The sequence below is a fragment of the Hamadaea sp. genome (genome assembly GCF_013362815.1).
Classification (GTDB): domain Bacteria; phylum Actinomycetota; class Actinomycetes; order Mycobacteriales; family Micromonosporaceae; genus Hamadaea.
Genome location: NZ_JABFVK010000035.1, coordinates 26,918 through 46,632, shown reverse-complemented (window position 1 = coordinate 46,632; position 19,715 = coordinate 26,918). Strand labels below are relative to the sequence as shown.

The 19,715-nt window shown below is 67.4% G+C and carries 20 protein-coding genes; 9 read left to right on the top strand and 11 right to left on the bottom strand.

What is annotated here, in order from left to right:
- Positions 1–2 precede the first annotated feature (2 nt).
- Positions 3–296, bottom strand: coding sequence for a DUF1330 domain-containing protein (locus HOV77_RS18180; protein ID WP_290863602.1), 294 nt, complete (start codon positions 294–296; stop codon positions 3–5).
- A 142-nt stretch (positions 297–438) separates the two neighbouring features.
- Here HOV77_RS18180 and HOV77_RS18175 point away from each other — a divergent pair, with 142 nt between their 5' ends.
- Positions 439–1,341, top strand: a complete 903-nt coding sequence (locus tag HOV77_RS18175; RefSeq protein ID WP_290863601.1) for a LysR substrate-binding domain-containing protein — start codon at positions 439–441, stop codon at positions 1,339–1,341.
- Between the two features lie 15 nt (positions 1,342–1,356).
- Here the strand turns inward: HOV77_RS18175 and HOV77_RS18170 are convergent, their stop codons facing one another.
- The 6 genes from HOV77_RS18170 to HOV77_RS18145 all read right to left on the bottom strand — a co-directional run bounded on the left by HOV77_RS18170 (position 1,357) and on the right by HOV77_RS18145 (position 8,286).
- Positions 1,357–2,814, bottom strand: coding sequence for an alpha-L-fucosidase (locus HOV77_RS18170; protein WP_290863600.1), 1,458 nt, complete (start codon positions 2,812–2,814; stop codon positions 1,357–1,359).
- Positions 2,811–3,155 (bottom strand): L-rhamnose mutarotase, encoded by a 345-nt coding sequence (locus HOV77_RS18165; RefSeq protein ID WP_290863599.1) that lies wholly within the window; start codon positions 3,153–3,155, stop codon positions 2,811–2,813. The genes HOV77_RS18170 and HOV77_RS18165 overlap by 4 nt, the downstream gene beginning before the upstream one ends.
- 74 nt (positions 3,156–3,229) lie before the next feature.
- Positions 3,230–4,270 carry an ABC transporter permease gene (locus HOV77_RS18160; protein WP_290863598.1) on the bottom strand — a complete coding sequence of 347 codons (1,041 nt, stop codon included), beginning with the start codon at positions 4,268–4,270 and terminating at the stop codon, positions 3,230–3,232.
- Complete coding sequence (locus HOV77_RS18155; RefSeq protein WP_290863597.1) at positions 4,263–5,822, bottom strand: sugar ABC transporter ATP-binding protein; 1,560 nt, start codon at positions 5,820–5,822, stop codon at positions 4,263–4,265. Before HOV77_RS18155 ends, HOV77_RS18160 begins: the two co-directional genes overlap by 8 nt.
- Before the next feature lie 24 nt (positions 5,823–5,846).
- Positions 5,847–6,908 carry a sugar ABC transporter substrate-binding protein gene (locus tag HOV77_RS18150; protein ID WP_290863596.1) on the bottom strand — a complete coding sequence of 354 codons (1,062 nt, stop codon included), beginning with the start codon at positions 6,906–6,908 and terminating at the stop codon, positions 5,847–5,849.
- 76 nt (positions 6,909–6,984) lie between these two features.
- Positions 6,985–8,286: an L-fuconate dehydratase gene (locus HOV77_RS18145; protein ID WP_290863595.1), complete on the bottom strand. Its 1,302-nt coding sequence runs from the start codon at positions 8,284–8,286 to the stop codon at positions 6,985–6,987.
- A gap of 314 nt (positions 8,287–8,600) precedes the next feature.
- Here HOV77_RS18145 and HOV77_RS18140 point away from each other — a divergent pair, with 314 nt between their 5' ends.
- From HOV77_RS18140 to HOV77_RS18130, 3 genes are read left to right on the top strand one after another with little or no spacing between them, the layout of a single operon-like run.
- Entirely contained in the window at positions 8,601–9,293 is a 693-nt protein-coding gene (locus tag HOV77_RS18140) for a FadR/GntR family transcriptional regulator (RefSeq protein WP_290863594.1), read from the top strand.
- Positions 9,294–9,312: 19 nt separating this feature from the next.
- Positions 9,313–10,341 (top strand): alcohol dehydrogenase catalytic domain-containing protein, encoded by a 1,029-nt coding sequence (locus tag HOV77_RS18135; protein ID WP_290863593.1) that lies wholly within the window; start codon positions 9,313–9,315, stop codon positions 10,339–10,341.
- On the top strand, positions 10,338–11,099 hold the full coding sequence (locus HOV77_RS18130; RefSeq protein WP_290863592.1) for an SDR family oxidoreductase: 762 nt from the start codon (positions 10,338–10,340) through the stop codon (positions 11,097–11,099). The genes HOV77_RS18135 and HOV77_RS18130 overlap by 4 nt, the downstream gene beginning before the upstream one ends.
- A 26-nt stretch (positions 11,100–11,125) precedes the next feature.
- Here HOV77_RS18130 and HOV77_RS18125 read toward each other — a convergent pair whose 3' ends face one another.
- A complete protein-coding gene (locus HOV77_RS18125; RefSeq protein ID WP_290863591.1) occupies positions 11,126–12,685 on the bottom strand; it encodes an MFS transporter in 1,560 nt (519 codons plus the stop codon).
- 297 nt (positions 12,686–12,982) lie between these two features.
- Between HOV77_RS18125 and HOV77_RS18120 the strand changes: the two genes are divergently transcribed.
- From HOV77_RS18120 to HOV77_RS18100, 5 genes are all read left to right on the top strand, one after another.
- Complete coding sequence (locus HOV77_RS18120) at positions 12,983–13,222, top strand: TrfB-related DNA-binding protein (protein ID WP_290863590.1); 240 nt, start codon at positions 12,983–12,985, stop codon at positions 13,220–13,222.
- Between the two features lie 406 nt (positions 13,223–13,628).
- Entirely contained in the window at positions 13,629–13,892 is a 264-nt protein-coding gene (locus tag HOV77_RS18115; RefSeq protein WP_290863589.1) for a hypothetical protein, read from the top strand.
- A 285-nt stretch (positions 13,893–14,177) separates the two neighbouring features.
- Positions 14,178–15,641 (top strand): arabinofuranosidase catalytic domain-containing protein, encoded by a 1,464-nt coding sequence (locus tag HOV77_RS18110; RefSeq protein WP_290863588.1) that lies wholly within the window; start codon positions 14,178–14,180, stop codon positions 15,639–15,641.
- 160 nt (positions 15,642–15,801) lie between these two features.
- Positions 15,802–16,554, top strand: coding sequence for a helix-turn-helix domain-containing protein (locus HOV77_RS18105; protein ID WP_290863587.1), 753 nt, complete (start codon positions 15,802–15,804; stop codon positions 16,552–16,554).
- Positions 16,555–16,612: 58 nt separating this feature from the next.
- Positions 16,613–17,035, top strand: a complete 423-nt coding sequence (locus HOV77_RS18100; RefSeq protein ID WP_290863586.1) for a VOC family protein — start codon at positions 16,613–16,615, stop codon at positions 17,033–17,035.
- Positions 17,036–17,314: 279 nt separating this feature from the next.
- On the opposite strand, the gene HOV77_RS18095 is transcribed toward HOV77_RS18100, so the two are convergent.
- The 3 genes from HOV77_RS18095 to HOV77_RS18085 all read right to left on the bottom strand — a co-directional run bounded on the left by HOV77_RS18095 (position 17,315) and on the right by HOV77_RS18085 (position 19,698).
- Complete coding sequence (locus tag HOV77_RS18095; RefSeq protein WP_290863585.1) at positions 17,315–17,554, bottom strand: hypothetical protein; 240 nt, start codon at positions 17,552–17,554, stop codon at positions 17,315–17,317.
- Between the two features lie 356 nt (positions 17,555–17,910).
- A complete protein-coding gene (locus HOV77_RS18090; RefSeq protein WP_290863584.1) occupies positions 17,911–18,162 on the bottom strand; it encodes a hypothetical protein in 252 nt (83 codons plus the stop codon).
- Between the two features lie 339 nt (positions 18,163–18,501).
- A complete protein-coding gene (locus tag HOV77_RS18085; protein ID WP_290863583.1) occupies positions 18,502–19,698 on the bottom strand; it encodes an ABC transporter permease in 1,197 nt (398 codons plus the stop codon).
- Positions 19,699–19,715: the final 17 nt, after the last annotated feature.

Genomic DNA, 19,715 nt, shown 5'->3' with positions numbered 1-19,715 from the left:
GCTCAGTCGATGCCTTCGATGATGCGGAAGTCGCGCTCGACGGACTCGGGGAGCGCCACCAGCGCCTTCTGGTATGCCTCGCTCTCGTATGCCGCGACGGCCCGTTCAAAGCTGTCGAACTCGACCAGAACGACTCGTTGCGTGATTCCCGCCTCGTGGGCGACGACTCGACCGCCACGGGACAGGGTGCGCCCGCCCCCAGCCTGGACGGCCTGACGGGCCAACTCGTTGTACGCCGTCAGCCTGCCAGGGTCGGAAATAGCGGGGTAGACGCTGACCCAGTAGCCCTTGGCCATGGAAGCCTCCTGTGTTCGGCCGGACAGCTCCGACTTCGATGTGACGCTCGTATGCGCAGGTTAGAGCTTGAAGCGCGGTCGAGGGAAAGATCAGTTCGGCATAGACTCAGAACGGATCGTGATCAATCGACGGGGAGGAAACGTGGCACCGGATACGGTGAGCCTGCGGTACTTCCTGGTGCTGGCACAGGAGCTGAACTTCACCCGCGCGGCCGCACGGATCGGGATCGCACAGCCGGCGCTCAGCGCCCGGGTACGCCGATTGGAGGCGGAACTCGGTACGGCCTTGCTCGTCCGCAACACGCGCAGCGTCGTCTTGACGGCAGCCGGTGCGGCTTTGGCGGAGTCCGCGCCGCCCGCACTAGCCGCGCTGGACCGGGCCTGGGACACCGCCCGGAGCACGGCAGCCGGTGAACTGGGCACGCTGCGCATCGGATACAGCCTCAGCGCCGGGGCCGGGACGGCACCGGCCCTGGTCGACAGACTGATTCGGGAGAACAGCGGACTCGAGGTAAGCGCAGTCCCGATGGCGACACCGGAGATCTCCGCCGCAGTCGCCGACGCCCGCATCGATGCCGGGATCACCCGCGGTGAACAACCGGGCCGTGGCGTACGCCGGTTTCTGCTGCGGCGTACGCGCATCGGAGTCCAGCTGGCGCAGCACCATCCGCTGGCCGAACGCCCGGAGATCGAGATCGCCGATGCGGCGGCGTATCCGCTGCGGCTCCCAGACCGAGCGGCCAATCCTGTGGTCCACGATCAGCTGTCCGCACTGTTCCGGGACGTCCGACCACCCGCCCGAATCCACACGTCTGCAGTCTCGTTCGACATGTCTCAGCGTGACCTGCGCGACGGGGTCACCCTCGCCCCGGCCGGAGAAGCCGCGGCCACGACCCAACCGGCCGGTCTCACCTGGCGACCGCTGCGGGGCGTGCCCACCCTGGCGTTCCACCTGATTCTCCCACGTGAGCAGTCGGCATTACACGGCCGCATCCGTGCGGTCGCCAAGACCCTGGCGCACGAACTCGGCTGGCTGCCGGACTGACGCGCGTGGAAGCGCTCAATGACCGGCCAGTTCGATCGCCAGGCAGTTGACGTCGCCCGCCGGGCCGGTCGGGGGTAGCTCGACCAGCAGGGCCGCGTCCGTCTGCTGCCACGAAACAGTGCCGGCCCCGAGAAGGCGTACCGAGCGCACGGAATCGGCAGGCGTCAGCGTGCTGATGACTGCCCGGCGGTCGGCGGGCCAGCGCATCTGGAATGCGTACAAGATGTCGCCCCGCCGGGTGAACCGGAAGTCGCGCGCGGTCCAAGGCACCTGTTCTTCGCGGAAGTGGTCGATGAGCACCTGGCTCGGCCCCTCGCCGTAGACCCGGAAGGGGCGGGTGCCGAAGATGCCCTCTCCGCAGACGGTCATCCAGCGGGCCATCTCCGCGAGCAGGTGGTCGCATTCGTCGTCCAGCGTTCCGTCCGGACGCTGCGGGATGTTGAGCAGCAGATTGCCGTTCTTGGCGACGATGTCGACCAGGATCTCCAGCACGTGGCCGGGTGTCTTGTAGATCGAGCGCACGTCGTAGAACCAGCCGCCCACGCAGGTGTCGGTCTGCCACGGCTCGGGCCGGATGTCTGGCTCCTGGCTGCGCTCGATGTCGAGTACGCCGATCGCAGCGAGCTTCGGATCACGGTCCTTCTGGGTGTAAACGGCCCGGTTGACCCCGTGCCGGACGGCGCTGGTGTTGTACAGCCGCGCGACCGCTGCCGCTCCAGCTGCGTGGCCGTCGGTGTCGAACGGCAGAGGGCCGTCGGAGTACAACAGGTCCGGCTGGTAGCGGTCGATCATCTCGGTGACGAGCGCCAGCCACCGCCGATGCCACCACGGATTCGGCGTGTACCACGGCTGGAAGAAGTCGCCCCGCGTCTGCTCGTAGTGCTCGTGGTTCGGCAGATACAGATCCTCGTATGCCGGGTCGGTGCCGTCGTACGGCACGCCGCGATACGGGCCGGCTTCGTCGGCGCCCTTGTTGCCGGCCCACCAGGTGAACGAGGCACCCAGGTGTTCGCTGAGCCCGAACGGCAGCCCGTGCCTCGCGGCGGCAGCCCGCCAGGCGGCAACGACGTCTCGCCGAGGCCCCACCTTGACCGAGTTCCAGTGGTGCAGCGCCGAATCGTAGTTGAGGAAGTTGTCGTGGTGCGTCGCCATGGCGACGAAGTACTTGGCACCAGCCGACACGTATCGATCCATCAGCGACTCGGGATCGAACCGCTCGGCCGACCACAGCGCTGCGACGTCCTTGTATCCGAACTCGGAAGGATGCCCGTAGGTGCGTACGTGGTAGCGGTATTGATCGGAGCCTTCGCGGTACATGTTGCGCGCGTACCAGTCGCCGTAACGCGGCACCGACTGCGGACCCCAGTGCGCCCAGATGCCCAGCTTGGCGTCACGGAACCAGTCCGGGACCTGGTAGTCGGCAAGGGACGCGAGTGTCGGTTCGAACGGTCCGTCCGCGCCCGGCGAGCTCATCGTCCGTCCTCGCCGATGTGCTGGTGTTCATCCAAGCGGAAGACCTCCTCGGCCTCGACCCACCACTCGCCCGGATCGGCCGTCGGCAGCGGCTCCTGGCAAGGGTCGGTCAGTTTCCACCACTGCTGGGTGATCTCGTCGGCGCGGATCGCCGCCATGTCCGCCTCGTAGTCGTCACCGACGTACTCGAAGTACGCGAAAAGCAGGCCGTCGCGCAGAAAGATCGAATAGTTGGTGATGTTGCTGGCCCGGATCCGTTCCTGAACGGCGGGCCAAACCGCCGCATGCAGCGTTCGATATTCCTCGGCCTTCTCCGGCCGCAAGCGGATCACGCTGGCCACCCGTTTCCTTGAGTCTCGCATGTAGGGCTCCCTTCGGATGAGGACTCTGCTGGTGAATCGGCGGTGACGGCGCGTTACTCCTGGGCCTTGCCTCCGGTGATCCGGGAGACGACCAGTGCGATGAGGATGATGGCGCCGTTGAGCGCGCCGATCCACTGGGCCGGCACACCGGCGAGGGTCAGCACATTCTGGATCATGAAGAGCAGCAGGATTCCGGTGAAAGCGCCGAACATGGTCCCCTTGCCTCCGTTGAGGCTGACACCGCCGATGACCGCTGCAGCGAACACCGTGAAGATGGCCCCGTTGCCCTGCGAGGCCGCGACGGAAGCCAGCCGCCCGGACAGCATCAGCCCGCCGAGGGCAGCCAGGACGCTGGCGCCGACCAGGGCCGTCCACAGGACGCGGTCAGTGCGGATGCCGGCCGCCTTCGCCGCGTCGACGTTGCCGCCGATGGCGTACAGCGACCGCCCGAAGCTGGTGTAGCCCAGCAGGACGATACCGGCGGCGAACAGCGCCAGGCAGATCCAGATCGACGCCGGTATGCCGAACCACACGGCGGTACCCAGGTACATCATCGACTCGGGCAGGTTGAAGAAGGTCTGGCCGCCGGAGATTCCCGTCAGCAGCCCACGCAGGACGATGAGCATGCCGAGAGTCACGATGAATCCGTGCAGCCCGAAACGCACGATCAGGGCGGCGTTCGCGATACCGATGAGCGCCCCGACCGCCAGGGTGATCGGAACGGCCCAGCCGCCGGGGATCAGACCGAGACCGTGGCCGGCCCCGACGGCGACAGTCAGCCACGCCGCGACGCCCGGGGCCAGTCCGAAAGTCGATTCCAGCGACAGGTCCATCTTCCCGGCGACCAGGACTATGGTCTGTGCGAGGACGAGCAGAGCCATCTCCGACATCGTCTGCCCGATGTTGATCAGGTTGTCGGGCTTCAGGAACACCGGATTGATGACCTGCCCGACGATCGCGATGATGATGACCGCGGGCACTAGCGCGAGGTCTCGCAGCCGGGCGAGGGCGACTTTCCCGGCGATCCTGCGAGGCCCGGCCACGGCGCTTGGACCCTTGGCCGGAGCATCCGACGTGGTCATGATCTCAGGCATCGATGGTCAGTCCTTCCATGGCCGCCACGACGTCGTGGTCGCGCCAGCCGCTCGGCATGTCGGCAACGATGCGGCCCTGGAACATCACCAGGACCCGGTCGCACAGCCGCAGGTCGTCGAGTTCATCGGAGGCGATGACGACACCGGTCCCGGAGTCGGCGACCTGTTCGACCTTGCCGAGCAGGAACTCCTTGGACCGCACGTCGACACCGGCGGTAGGGGTGATGAGCACAAGCAGACTCGGATCGTTGGCCAAGGCGCGCGCCATGACGACCTTCTGCTGGTTGCCGCCCGAGAGCCCGGACACCGGCAGATCCGGCCCTGGCGCCTTGATCGCGAGATCCTCGATCAGGGTCGCGGCGACGGCGTCGCGGCGACGGGTGCTGAGGAAGCCTGCCGATCCGATCCGCTGCGGGATGGTCAACGTGGCGTTGTCGGCAACCGACATCCCTGAGACGAGTCCTTGATGATGGCGATCCTGGGGGACGAACCCTACACCGGCGGCCAGCGCCGCGCCGACATCACCGGGCCGAGGGCGGTGTCCGGCGACTGCGATGGTGCCGGAGTCGGCGGTTCGCAGTCCGATGACGGTCTCGGCGACCTCGGTCTTGCCGCTGCCGCCTGATCCGGCCAACCCTACGATCTCACCGGCGCGTACCTGGAACGTCACGTCGTCGAAGGTGCCTGCCGTCGACAGAGCGGCCACGTCGAGGACAACCTGCGCCGTCCCGCCGAGGGCCGTACGCGACCGTGGTGCCTCCAGGCCGCCTGCCTCTCCGGTCATCGCGGCGATCAGCTCGCCCCGAGGCAGGTCCCCGACCGGTGCGGTGACGATGTGCCGCGCGTCGCGGAACACGGTCACCATGTCGCAGATCTCGTAGATCTCCTGCAGATGGTGGCTGATGAACAGAAAGGTGACGCCCTGCCGCTGCAGATCGCGCATGCGGGCGAACAGCCGGGCGATCGCTGCGGCGTCCAGCTGTGCGGTCGGCTCGTCCAGGATGATGAACCGGGCGCCGAACGACAGCGCTCGGGCGATCTCGACGAACTGACGTTGCTCGACGCTCAGCTCGGCCGCTCGGGTCTGGGCCTCGACCTCCACCGACCAGGTGGTCAAAAGCTCCTGCGCGCGGTGCCGCAGAGCCCGCCAGTTGATCAGCCCGCTGCGGCTCCGCTCGTACCGGTTGAGCAGCAGGTTCTCGCCCACGCTGAGCTCCGGGATGATGGTGGACTTCTGGTACACGCAAGCAACGTGACGCCGCCATGCGTCGCGGTCCGACAGCCGCGGCGCCGGTACGCCGGAGAACCGGATCTCTCCGGTGTCCGGAGCCTGCAACCCCGTCAGGATCGACACCAGTGTGGACTTGCCCGCGCCGTTGCGTCCGACCAGCGCATGGGTCTCACCGGCGCGTACGGTGATGCCGGCGTCGTCGAGCGCCAGCGTGGAACCGTACCGCTTGGAAATATGCGCCGCCTCGGCGACAGGCAGGCCCACGTGGATCTGCCCATCGCCGGTGGCTGCGGTCGCGGAGCGCTCTCCGTCGCCGCTCATGTTCCTACCGTCCTTCGGGGCTCGTCAGCTGATGTTGTTGCCCCATAGGGACTTGTCATCGGGCTTCACGCTCTGCACCCCGCCGTAGACAGCGCCGTCGCGGGTCACCAGTGGCGCTGACAGCTGGTCTTCGAGCACTCCGGCACGCACCTGGATGATGGTGCTGTCGTGATCGGTCGGCCCCGGCTGGAATGTCTTGCCCTCGATGGCTGCCTTGAGGTAGTACAGCGCGTACTTGGCGTACAGGTCAGCCGGCTGGGAGACGGTGGCGTCGATGTTGCCGGCCGCGATGTCCTGCAGTTCCTTCGGAATGCCGTCGTTGGAGACGACGAACACGTGCTTGGGGTCGTCCGGCGCGGTCAGCAGGCCACGCTGCTTCAGCAGCTGCAGCGTGCCGGCCAGGGCGAAGCTCGACTGCATGTAAACGCCCTTGATGTCGGGGTGCTCGGTGAGCCGGATCTGCAGCTTCTGGGAGGCGATCGCGCCGTCCCAGTTGGTGGCTTCCCCGAAGACCGTGATGCCCGGGTAGTTCTTCTTCATGCATTCGTTGAACGCCTCGGTGCGATCGCGTCCGTTGATCGAGGCGAGGTCGCCCTGCAGCATGACGACCTTCCCGGTGCCCTTGAGCTTCGCGCCCAGGAACTGGCACGCCTTCTCGCCGTAGGCGCGGTTGTCCGCGCGTACCACCATGAACACATCGCCCTGGTCCGGGCGCGTGTCGATGGTCACCACCGGGATCTTCTTCGTGGCCAGGGTTTGCAGCGCCGGGGCGATGGCGGCGGTGTCCTGCGGCGCCATCGCGATGCCCTTGACTCCCTGGCTGATGAAGGTCTGCACGTTGGAGGTCAGTTTCGCCACGTCGTTCTGCGAGTTGGTGGTCTTCAGGTCCAGCCCGAGTTGCGTGGCGTATTGCGGGGTGTACTTGATGTACGAGTTCCAGAAGTCGGTGTCGGACCGGGGGTAGTCGACGCCGACCACGGGTGCGCCTCCGGTGCTGCCGCTGGGCGCATCGGTGCCGGTGCACGCGCTCATGAGCACGGCAGATAGGACGGTCACCGCGGCGACCGCAATTCTCGTGCGATTCATAGCTACTCCTGTTGGGAAACGGGTTCGGACTGCGCGTTACAGGAGGTGCGTTGTGGTGCTGACCCGGGCAGGTCGGCTAGATGGCGGACGTCCATTGCGGACCGTCCGGGTAGCGGTACGCGGCGATCGACCGCGCGTGCATCCGCGCGCCGAGCCCGGGCCTGGTCGGCGCGACGTAATAGCCGCCGCGGATCACGACTGGATCCACGAAATGCTGATGCAGGTGGTCGACGTATTCGATGACTCGGCCGTCGATGCTTCCGCTGACCGCGACGTAGTCGAACATCGCAAGGTGCTGCACCATTTCGCACAGGCCGACCCCGCCCGCGTGCGGGCACACTGGCACGCCGAATTTGGCGGCCAGCAAGAGGATCGCGACGTTTTCGGTCACCCCGGCGACTCGACTCGCGTCCATCTGCAGGATGTCGATGGCACCCGCCTGTAGCAGCTGTTTGAACATCACCTGGTTCTGACAGTGCTCACCGGTCGCGACCTTGATGGGCGCGACAGCACGCCGGATCGCGGCATGGCCCAGCACGTCGTCCGGTGAGGTCGGTTCCTCGATCCAGTACGGGTCGTAAGGTGCCAGCTGCTCCAGCCAAGAGATCGCCTGATCGACCCCCCAGGCTTGGTTCGCGTCGACGGCGATCCGGATCTCCGGGCCGACCGCGTCGCGGGCCAACCGCAGCCGCCGGACGTCCGCTTCACGGTCGGCGCCCACCTTCAGCTTGATCAGATTGAATCCGTCGGCCACCGCCTGCTTGCTCAGCCGGGTCAGCTTCTCATCGGTGTAACCCAACCAGCCCGGTGTGGTGGTGTAGGCCGGGAATCCTCGTTCGAGCAGTTGCCGTTGCCGCTGCGCGCGTCCCGGCTCTGCACGCCGCAGGATCTCCAACGCTTCCTCACGAGTCAGGGCGTCCTGCAGATAGCGAAAGTCGACGAGGTCAACGAGCTGTTCGGGGGACATCTCCGCCAACAGGCGCCAGACGGGCTTGCCCTCCCTGCGGGCGTACAGGTCCCAGACTGCGTTCACGATCGCGGCTGCGGCCATGTGGATTGCACCCTTGTGTGGGCCGAGCCACCTCAGCTGGCTGTCACCGGTCAGCCGGCGGGAGAACCCACCGAGGTCGGCCAGGACATCCTCCAGTGGCAGGCCGACCACGAGCGGCGCCAGGGCTCGCACCGCCGCTACTTGAACCTCGTTGCCACGCCCCACGGTGAAGGCCAGGCCGTAGCCCTCGCCGCCCCCGCTGGTACGGATCACGACGTAAGCCGCCGAGTAGTCGGGCTCGGGATTCATCGCATCCGACCCGTCGAGCTCGCGCGAGGTCGGGAAGCGGATGTCCATCGCCTCGACGGTGCTGATCACCTCAGCCATGACTGCCTACCTCTTCCGCACGCTGGCCTGCCGACCGTCGCGCCGTAGCTGGACCATGTCGCTCTCCATCGATGCCCTGTCATCGCGACACTTGGCATGGGATGTCTTTATAGCCGTCGCAGCGAGCCCCGTCTAGAGAGGAATTCGCTACATGCATGTCTACCTGCGAAAATCGAAGAGACGCCGGATTGATGGAGTCGCCAGTCCGTTGCGGACGGTTTCGAGACATGGGATTACTCTGCTACGCTCCCGGCTCACAAGACGTCCCGCACCCGCCGATTTCGCCGCCGGGGCTGAACGCGAGAGGCCGAGACATGTCGTTGACCGACAAGGCCCTGATCCGCCTCAGGGAGCTCATCCAGTCCGGTGAGCTGCCCCCCGGCTCCAAGCTGCCGCCTGAGCAGCAACTCGCCGCCGACCTCGGGGTGGGGCGCAACATCATGCGCGAGGCCGTAAGCGCACTGGTCGCCGCCCGAGTCCTGGAGGTCCGGCGCGGCAACGGCACCTTCGTCACGAGCCTGCAGCCGAGACTGCTACTGGAAGGCATCGGCGACGCAGTGGAGCTCCTCCAGGGCGAAAACTTGCTGGAACTCACCGAGGTACGCCGGCTGTTCGAACCGGTGGCCACTGCGCTCGCCGCCACCCGCATCTCCCCGCAGCAGCTCGCCGAGGTCAGGGGCCACCTCGACGCCATGCGGGCCGCAGCCGACGACGTCGAACTGCTCAACCAGCACGACGCCGCCTTTCATCGCACCGTCATCGCCGCCACCGGCAACGAGACGCTGTTGACGGTGCTCGACGGCATCTCCAGCCGGACACTGCGCGCCCGGGTATGGCGGGGCCTTGTGGACGCCGACGCCGCCGGGCAGACCCTCCGCGAACACCAGGCCATCTACACAGCGCTGGTCACCGGCGACGCGATCCTGGCTCAAGCAGCCGCACTAATGCACATCACGACGACGGAGAACTGGCTGCGTACGCACCTGCGTGACGCCCAGTCGACCTGACCGACGGAGGCGAGGTCACATGCGTTCAGCGCTTTACGCCGGCAACTCGACGATCGTGGTCGAGGATCGGCCACCGATCGCACCGGGTCCCGGGCAGGTTCAGATCGCGGTCGCGTACACCGGCATCTGCGGCACCGACCTGCACATCCTGCACGGCGCAATGGATCATCGCGTCCACACACCCCAGCCGATCGGCCACGAAATGTCCGGCCGCATCGCTGCTCTCGGCCCCGGCGTCGAGGATCTGACCGTCGGCCAACCGGTCACCGTCATGCCACTGGACTGGTGTGGCACCTGCCCCGCCTGCCACGCGGGCCATAGCCACATCTGCCACCGGCTCAACTTCATCGGTATCGACACCGCCGGCGCGATGCAGCAACGCTGGAATGTCGCGGCCAAAGTGGTCGTCGCCCTGCCGCCCGAACTACCGCTTTCGTACGCCGCCCTGGTCGAACCCACGGCGGTCGCCGTGCACGATGTACGCCGCGCCGGATTGCAGTCCGGAGAGTCGGCCGTCGTGATCGGCGGCGGGCCGGTCGGCGTGTTGATCGGCTTGGTCGCACGGTCCGCCGGGGCGCAGGTCACCATTCTCGAATTGGATGCGCACCGGCGTGCGGTCGCCGAAGGCCTCGGCCTGCGCACGCTCGACCCGGCGAAGCAGGACGTCGCCGCCGAAGTCGACGCGTGGACCTCCCATGCCGGTGTCGCGGTCGCTTTCGAGGTGTCCGGCTCCGCTTCCGGCGTCGATACTGCCGTCCAACTGCTGGCCGTACGCGGTCGGCTCGTCGTCGTCGGCCTGCACAATCAGCGACGCGAGGTCGACCTGTTCCGGTTCTTCTGGCGGGAGCTGACCATGATCGGCGCCCGTGTCTACGAGCGCCGCGACTACGACACGGCGATCGACCTCTTGACCCGCGGCATCGTGCCGGCCGACGCGCTCATCTCCCGTATCGAACCGCTCGACAATGCTGCAGCCGCGTTCGACGCGTTACGCAGAGGCGGCAACGTGATGAAGGTCCTGATCGATTGCCAGGAGGCCACCGCGTGAACCCCTTCGACCTCACCGGACGGCGTGCCGTGATCACCGGCGCGCGGCGAGGCATCGGCCTGGCCATGGCGGATGCCCTCGCCGCTGCCGGCGCTGACATCGTTGCGGTCAGCGCCCATCTCGAACCCACCGGCAGCGAGGTGGAGAAGCGCGTACGCGGTCACGGCCGCAGCTTCACCGGCTACCAGGCCGACTTCACCGACCGCGACGAGGTCGCCGCCCTCGCCGACCGGCTCGAGTACGATGGCCGGCCCGTCGACATCCTCGTCAACAACGCGGGCACCATCAAGCGAGCGCCGGCCGCCGCCCACTCCGACGAGTACTGGGACGAGGTGATCGCGGTGAACCTCTCGGCGCAGTTCATTCTCAGCCGTGAAGTGGGCCGACGCATGGTCGATCGCGGCCACGGAAAGATCATCTTCACGGCGTCGCTGCTCAGCTTTCAAGGCGGCATCAACGTGCCCGGCTACACCGCCGCGAAATCCGGCCTCGTCGGTTTGACGCGAGCCCTGGCCAACGAATGGGCCGGCCGTGGGGTGAACGTCAACGCCATCGCGCCCGGATACATCGCCACCGACAACACCCAGGCGCTGCGCGACGACCAGGCCCGCAACGCCGCCATCCTCGACCGCATTCCGGCTGGACGCTGGGGCCGCGCCGACGATCTCGCCGGAGCAGTCGTCTTCCTCGCCTCATCCGCTTCGGACTACATCCACGGATCGGTCATCCCCGTCGACGGCGGCTGGCTGGGGCGGTAGGACCGATGCCTTCCTGCCGGTTCACCTCACGGCATGCTCGGACAGGCGGTGCCCCAGCTGAGGGTGTAGCGGGCTTCGATGGTGAACGTGCCGGCGGTCGGCGTCGACAGTTCGGTCCACCTGCCGTGCTGGGCCAGGCAGGCGTGCGAGGCCGGATCGCCGTCGACGCCGCGTATGGCGAGCCACGGTGACCAGGCGATCCGTACGATCACCGCGCCAGGGCTGGGCATGTCGAGGGTGATCTCCGAGGGTCCGTCGGAGGTGACCGTGGCGGGCGGAGTGGCGAGGGGCTCGACGCCGTCGACCCGGTACACCCGCCAGTTTTCATCCGCCCACGCCAGGCTCAGCCACGGCGGCCCAGAGCTGATGATCTTCGCTTCGGCGATCCCGGCGTCGTCTGGCTCGTCGGTCGAGAGCACGACGTATCCGACGCTCCATTCACGCAGCCAGGCACGGTAGTCCTCGGCCGACAACTCATCCTGGTAAAACAACGGGTTCCGGGCCACGTCCGCCTGCCGATTCCAGCCGCGGGCCAGGTTGACATGCGGTGCGAGGCCACTCGCCTCCCAATGCGAGCGCAGCGGCACCACCTCCACCCGGACCTGACGGGTGGCCAGGCGATGAAGTTCGGCGATCAGCGGACGTGCGTCTGCCACGCCCGCAGTCACAGGCGCGGTGGTGACGATGTTCACGACCGGATGCACGACGGTCCAGAGGGCCATCGCCACGATCGCTGTATAGCTCGCCCAGCGGGGCCGGCCGACGCGGTTGCGGGCGGCTTCTGCGCACATCAGGACGGCCGCGCCGGCCAGCAGTAACAGCCGCTCGACGTTACTCCCGATCGGCGTCGGCAGCGCCCAGCACAAGCCGACGCCGGCCGCGTAGACCCAGGCTCCGGCCCGTACCGTCGACCAGTCACGCGGAACCAGCAGTGCGACCGCGACAGCGGCGGCGAGCGTTGGCAGCGCCGCGTACCAATGAAACGGTTGCACGCCAGAGAACGGGAACAGCAGAGCGGTCGCGCCGATCACCACCGGCGGGCCAGCCGCGAGCAGGTACGCCGGGCGGCGTCTGCCGGTCACGAACAGCGCTGCGGCCAGCACCTCGATGAAGAGTCCGGCGACCGGGCTGCACAAGGTGGCCACAGCGCCCAGTACTGCGGCGAGCACCGGACGCGACCGACGGTCCAGCAGGACGACCACCGCCAGCAGGGCGACGGCCAGGCCGAGCAGGTAGGTGACGCGTCCGGCGGCGAGATTGAGCCAGACGGCGACGGTCAGCCACAGGACGGACGGCAGAGGCCGGCGTACGCCCGACCGGGAAAGCAGCCGGGCCGCGAGGGCGGCACTCGCGACGGTGGCGACGACGCCGGTGGTGCGTACCCCGATCAGGGCCATCAGATACGGCGAGATCACGCTGTATGACGCTGGGTGTATTCCTCCGTACCAGGACAAGTTGTAGGCCGAGCCGGGATGATCGCGGACGAAAGCTGTCCACGCGTACTGCGCCGCGAGGTCTCCCGCGTCGCGGGCCAGCCACAGCGCCCAGACCAGGCTCAATCCGCCCGCCAGCAGGGTCGCCGCCACGGTCGGCCGGGTATGCCATCGCAGCGGGCCGGCGTGTGGATCGGGTGCCCTGCTGCCTAGAGCCGCCATGAGTTTCGTGTGGTCCTCTCCGATGATCCGACCGCGAGGGACGGCGGCCTGCCGACATTGTGGTGTACCGGGCCGCTGCGAAACCAAATCGGCGGCCAACCCCTAACCGTCGAGCCGCAGGAGACGATGCCCCGGTGGATGCCCCTACGGTCAATGCGCCAGCTCAGGCCCGTCAGTCTTGACAACCCCAGGTTGACAACGACAACCCCGGGTTGTCATAATGTCGTGGTGCGCAAGACCAATGAGCCTCAGACTCAAGCGGATCTCATCGATCAGCTGAAACGGGTACGCGCCGCGGCCCTCGAGCATGCCCGTGTCGTGCGTGAGCTGGCTCGGGAACGACGACGGCTGATCGAGGCGCTACTGGGCGACGGCCTGTCCCAGTCCGACATCGCGCGAGAACTGGGCGTGACTCGTCAGGCGATCCAGAAGATGGTCGAGGCCGGCGCGGACAAGCCGAAGCGATGAAACGTCGGGGCGTTCTCTACGACGTCGGCCGGCCGGGTCCTCTGGGCCGACTGGCGCCCCGTATTCGATCCCGCGGTCGTCCGACGCGAGTTGCAGGTCATTCGCGACGACCGGCACTGCAACACCGTCAAGATCTGCGGCCGCGACATCGACCGTCTCCGGGTGGCTGCAGAGATCGCCCTGACATTGGACCTGGAGGTCTGGTTCTCTCCCGAGCTGTGGGACCAGAGCCCCGAGCCCACCCTGGCGCACATCGGCGGGGCGGCCGAGGTGGCCGAGCGGCTGCGCCGTATCCGGCCTGACCGCTTGGTGTTCAGCGTGGCCACCGAGTCGACGCTGTTCATGCGCGGAATCATCTCGGCCCGCACCTTCCAGCGGCGGCTGGCGAACGCGCGCGGCGAAATCCGTGCCGGACACCACGTCGCGCCGCTGCGAGAGTTCCTGGCTCGGGCCACCCGCGACGTCCGGCGCGTACGCCGCAATGCCGTTCGAGCCGGTGGACTGGGATCTGTTCGACCTCGTGGGCATCGACCACTACCGGGAGGCCCGGACCGAGAGTCACAACGTGGGCAAACTTCAGCCGCTACTCGCCCACGGCAAGCCGGTCGTCGTGACCGAGCACGGTACGCAACCAAGGGCCGCCCGGCGACTGTCAGATAACACTTTCTGAGACCGAATATGGGCCAGATTTGGCTATTGCCTTCGGCATCGGAGGTTGGCTATGTTAGCGATCACACCAGCGAGCCCTCGTCCCCGGCTCGCGACCGGCACGGCGACGCCCGGCCCCTCGTCCGGAAAGGAGAGCGCCTGCCGCCACGCCCGGAATCTGTAGCTCCGCGCTCTCACATCCGCATGCCCACGGACCCACCTTGTCGCCCCCGCGCGCGTCATCGCCATGCGCTGACGGCGCAGTACCACGTGGGTCCGAGGCACCGCTCCAGAAGAGGACACCCCCATGGCACCTCATCGACGGCTCCACCGTCTTCGCACCGCTGTCCTGGCTGTAGCCGCTGCCGCCGCGCTCGTCGGCGCCGTCACCGGCGGCGGCGTCTCGCAGGCCGCCGGCACCGGGCCTTGCGACATCTACGCCGCTGGTGGCACGCCCTGCGTCGCCGCTCACAGCACGACTCGCGCGTTGTACGGCTCCTACAACGGTGCGCTGTACCAAGTCCGCCGCTCGTCGGACAACACGACCCGCAACATCGGCCTGCTGGCGGCCGGGGATTACGTGGACGCCTCGCAGCAGGACTCTTTCTGCGCCGGAACCACCTGCTTGATCACGATCATCTACGACCAGAGCGGCCGCGGTAACCATCTCACGCAGGCCCCGCCTGGTGGGTTCAGCGGACCGGCCGCCGGCGGTTACGACAACCTCGCGAACGCGACCGCCGCTCCGATCATGGTCGGTGGGCACAAGGCGTACGGGGTCTATGTGTCCCCCGGGACCGGATACCGGAACAACGCCACCAACGGTGTCGCCAAGGGTGACCAGCCCGAGGGCATGTACGCCATCTTCGACGGCACGCACTACAACGGGGGATGCTGCTTCGACTACGGCAACGCCGAGACCAATAGCCGCGACAACGGCAACGGCACCATGGAGGCCATCTACTTCGGCAACATCAAGGTCTGGGGCTACGGCACCGGAAACGGGCCGTGGATCATGGCCGACCTGGAGAACGGCCTGTTCTCCGGCGTGAACGCGGGATACAACTCGAACGACCCGACCATCAACTACCGGTTCACCACCGCGATCGTCAAGGGCGAGCCGAACCACTGGTCGATCCGCGGCGGCAACGCCCAGTCCGGCTCACTGTCCACCTTCTACAACGGCGCACGCCCCAACGTGTCGGGCTACAACCCGATGAAGAAGGAAGGCGCGATCATCCTCGGCATCGGCGGCGACAACAGCATCGGTGCCGCCGGAACCTTCTACGAAGGCGTCATGACCTCCGGATACCCGTCCGACGCGACGGAGAACTCGGTCCAGGCCAACCTCGTGGCCGCCGCCTACAGCCCTGCGGCAGGTGGCCGCACCGGGCCGATCGTCTCCGGCCTGAACAGCAGCAAGTGCATGGACAACAACAACGCGGCCGCCACGAACGGCAACAAGGTCCAGATGTGGGACTGCAACGGGTACGCCGCCGCCCAGAGCTGGACTGTCAACGCCAACGGCACGATCACCATCGGTGGTGGTTGCCTGGACATCACCGGGGCCAACTACAACAACGGCACGCTCATCGAGTGGTGGGCCTGTAACGGTGGCGCGAACCAGCAATGGCAGGCCAGCAGCGGACGACTGGTCAACCCGGCGTCCGGCAAATGCCTGGACGACCCGGGTTCCAACACGGCGAACGGCACCCAGTTGGTTCTGTGGGCCTGCAACGGCGGCAGCAATCAGCAATGGCGCCTGCCATGACCGGCTGACGGACGCCTGATCGTGGGCCGGCTTCGGAGGACTTGAAGCCGGCCCACCGCCGCCGCAGCGCCGTCTCGGCCACCTCGAACCGGAGCGTATCCACTACCCATAATGCATCGATGCACGTGATCTCGCCCCTGGTCATGCTACGTTTGCGATCATGACGACCGGGCGGAACCTGGACCAGGATCTCGGGGTCGAGCAGCGCCCGTCCGACTCTCCGTACGTCGAACGGCTCTATCGGGCCGGCGGGACGACGATGCCCGCCCGGATGCGGTCGGTGGCGAACTCCAACTGGGAGCTGGTGATCTGGCGGCACCAGGGCGTCACGAGCGTGGCGGTCCGAGGTCCGGAGACGACGCCCGCGGTGGTGGACGTTCCCCCGGGCGACGGCGAGACCTTCGGAATCATCTTCCGGCATGGCGCCTACCTGAGGCCGTTGCCGGTGACGAACCTGGTCGACACCGCCGTACGGAGCCCGCACGTGACCGACCGCTCGTTCGTCCTGCAGGGCGACGACTGGCAGCTGCCGACCTACGACAACGCCGACGTCTTCGTGGACCGGCTGGTCCGGGCCGGGATGCTGGTACGCGACCCGCTGGTCACCGACGTGCTCCGCGGCGACACGACGACCCTGGTCACCCCGCGGTCCGTCCAGCGCCGGGTGGTGGCCGCGACCGGGTTGACCCAAAGCACAGTCCGGCAGATCGAACGGGCCCGCCAGGCGGCGATCCTCCTGGCCCATGGCGGGACCGCCACCGACGTCGTCCAGCAAATCGGGTACCACGACCAGCCGCACCTGGCTCACTCGTTGATCCGCTTCCTGGGCTGCACGGCGACTCAGCTGCAGCGCCCCCAACCCGGCGAGGTGCTGTCGCTTCTGTACAAGACCGACGCCGAGATACGCCCCTAACGTTTCAGATGCGGCCGGACAACACCGGTACGCGAGGACGTTGAAGGAAGGCGCTGAAATGGCGTACACGCAGATTTATGTGAACCTGCCGGTCGCGGACCTGGAGGTGAGCAAGAAGGTCTACACGGCGCTCGGCGGAACGATCAATCCGCAGTTCAGCGGCGACACATCGGCTCAGGTGGTGCTGACCGAGGCGATCGCCGTGCAGCTGATGACCCACGAAGAGTTCGCGAACTTCACGAAACGGCCGATCGCCCAGGGGCCGATCGAGGTGATCAACGCTCTGGCCGCCGGATCGCGCGAGGACGTGGACGAGCTCGCCGAGGCGGCGCTGGCCGCCGGCGCGGTCGAGCCCCGTCCGGCGCAGGACCTGGGCTGGCTGTACAACCGGGCGATCGAGGACCCGGATGGTCACTCCTGGGAGCTGCTGTCGTACGACGCGAGCGCGACCGGCGATGATCCCTCCGCCGGTCGCCACTGATCCGGGGCCCTGAACAACCGCCTGCGTGCGCCCCGGTGATCATGCTCGATTCGCCCGCGTTTATCAGCGATGATCGTGCTGGCGGCCGTCGGCTTGCTGAAGCGGGTGGCCGGCCCCGGCCAGTGTTTGCACCGGTTGAACGTGCGTGTTACGCAGTTGCATTGCGGTATGCGACGCGGTCGATGTTTGGTGGTGTGCCGCCGACACGACCGCGCCGCTTCCGACTGGCGACGGTCGCACCACGCTCACGGAACTCGCGATGAGGCCGGGCCACGAAACTCAGGCGACGCCCTCCGCGACGAGCTCACCATCCACAAAGGCGCGCACGGTCTGCGGCCGAAAGCCGGCGAAGAACCGCTCGCGGCGTTTCTCGATCACTACCCGATGCGACTCCGTCGCGCCGACCTCGAAGCTGTAGGTCTTCGTCAGGTCGAGCGAGGCCAACCGCAAATCCTTGACCACAGGCACGCCGTCGACCGTTATGACGAGCCTGCCCCAGACCTTGTCGAACTCGAACACGACCTCATGAGGCTCTTGCACCCCGACCGAAAACCCCATCCGCATGAACGCGGACGATACCCGCGTTCCTTGATTCCCGCTGCGCCCATGGCATGGGATCCGTGGCGGTGAGAATCCACCTCACGGTCGTCGCCGCCCCGCCCAACTGAGGTGCCTAGTTGAGTTCCGGCCGCGTCAGATTCAGTGGTAGCTGTCGGCCTTGATGGCCGAAGCCCGCGGAGACTGCGCGAAGTTGCCTTGCGGTGCCGGCTTGCGGGTCGCCTCGCCGGCGCCCCCAGGGGAATCGTCACTCCGGCGACCGACCTGCCCGCTGAACGAACTCCTCATCGCCAAGGGCGGGCGGCGCTTCAGATCTGTCAGCTGTCCTCACGGCGGGCGGGCATATGGTTCAGGAGGGTGAACTCGAACTCGGTGCCGCCCAACTCGGAGTCCTCGCCAGCCAGGACGTACGACTCGAGGCGGAAGCCGAGACCCAGGGTGTCCGCCGCACTGACGTGCTCAAGCACCTCGTCGACGGAGGTCAGATAGACGGTGTAGAGGACATCGCTCCCTAAGGTGTCGGCAGTCGGGAACGCGGGATCGGTGGAGTTCAAGTCTGTCACAGTCACCGACCTTACGCTTCGACCACGGCGGCCACCCGAGGGTGGCTATCGCCGGTGCCGGCCGTCTCGTTCGTAGCCGGTTCGAGGTCAACCGAACAGTTCCTGGCGCCGCCACTGCGCGGCCAACACGTGGATCAACGCCCTGCCGATCGCGTGCCGTTCGTGCTCAGTCGAAGATGTTCCATCCCGATAATCGGACTCGTTGGCTTCGAAACCTTCGCCCGCCAAGTCCGCGACACGGCACCGCCCGTTCGGCTCCCCCGCCGTGAATCCGCGGGCGAATGGCTCTGGCGAACCGCTATGACCTTCGGCAACGAGCTGTGCCGCGTCGTGACCGCCGCACCATCAGCGGCGCAGGGCCTCCACCGGCTCTATCCAGGACGCGCGCAATGCCGGATAGAGCCCCGCCAGCAGCCCGACGGCACTGCCGACCAGCGGCGCGGGTAGCGCGGTCCAGGGGTTCAACACCGCGGTCCACTGGTGCGACAACGCGACCGAGACAACAACTGCGACCCCGATGCTCGTCCCCATCAGACCGCCGAGCGTCCCGAGCGCCGTCGACTCGGTGAGGAACTGGGCGGCGACGTGCCGCCGCCGTGCCCCGAGCGATCTGCGCAGCCCGATCTCACCACTGCGTTCGAGCACCGCGACGAGTGTGGTGTTCGCGATCCCCACCGCGCCGATCACCAGTGAGATCGCAGCCAGGAGGAGGAACAGCACGTTGAGGTCACCGGCGATGTCGCCGCGCAGGGTCCGCGGATCAGCCGGTGCGCTGATCTTGAACCGGCCCGGGGCGTCGGGCCGCAACGCCAGGGGAGCCTGTTTCGCGATCAGGTCGGCGGCACCGACCCTGGTCTCGATGAGCATCGACGCACGCGGATCGAGTGGCGGGCCGTAGTCGGTCAGAGCCGTCGACGTCGGCACGATCACCGACAGGAGCAGTTCGGGGTGACGCTGGATGTCGTCGAATACGCCGATAACCGTGTAGGAGAGGCCCTCGACGAATACCGCGGGCGCCGCGTCCAGCCGAGTTACCCCCAGCCGGGCGGCGGCGGCCGCGCCGAGCACCGCGACGTGCTCGCCTCGGGACGCGTGGAAATCGTCGAACAGCCGGCCCGAGGTCACCACGGGATGCATCGCCTCCAGCGCGCCCGGGTCGGCGGCGTGGAAAGAAAGACCGCTGGTCTGAGCCAGTGAATCGGCGGCGGCCGGGGGCGCGGCGGTGATCCTCGGCTGGCGTACCGGTACGGGCCACCACACTCCTGCGTTGACGACGCCGTTGAGGGCGCGCACGCGTTCGGCGGCATTCGCCGGAAACGAGGACGCGGTGTCGTCTGGACTGGCGGGCACACCGACGTCGGTGACGGTGACCTCGGTGGCTGACAGCGTTGTGAACCGGCGGTCGATCTGGCCGCCCGCGGTCGAGGTCAGCCCCAGGATCGCAACGAACGCACCGATCCCTAGGACGGTCCCGAGCACCGTGAGCGCGGACCTGCCTGGCCGCTGCACCACCCCGGCGGTCGCCTCTGCGAACAGGTCCACGGCTCGCAACCTGGATC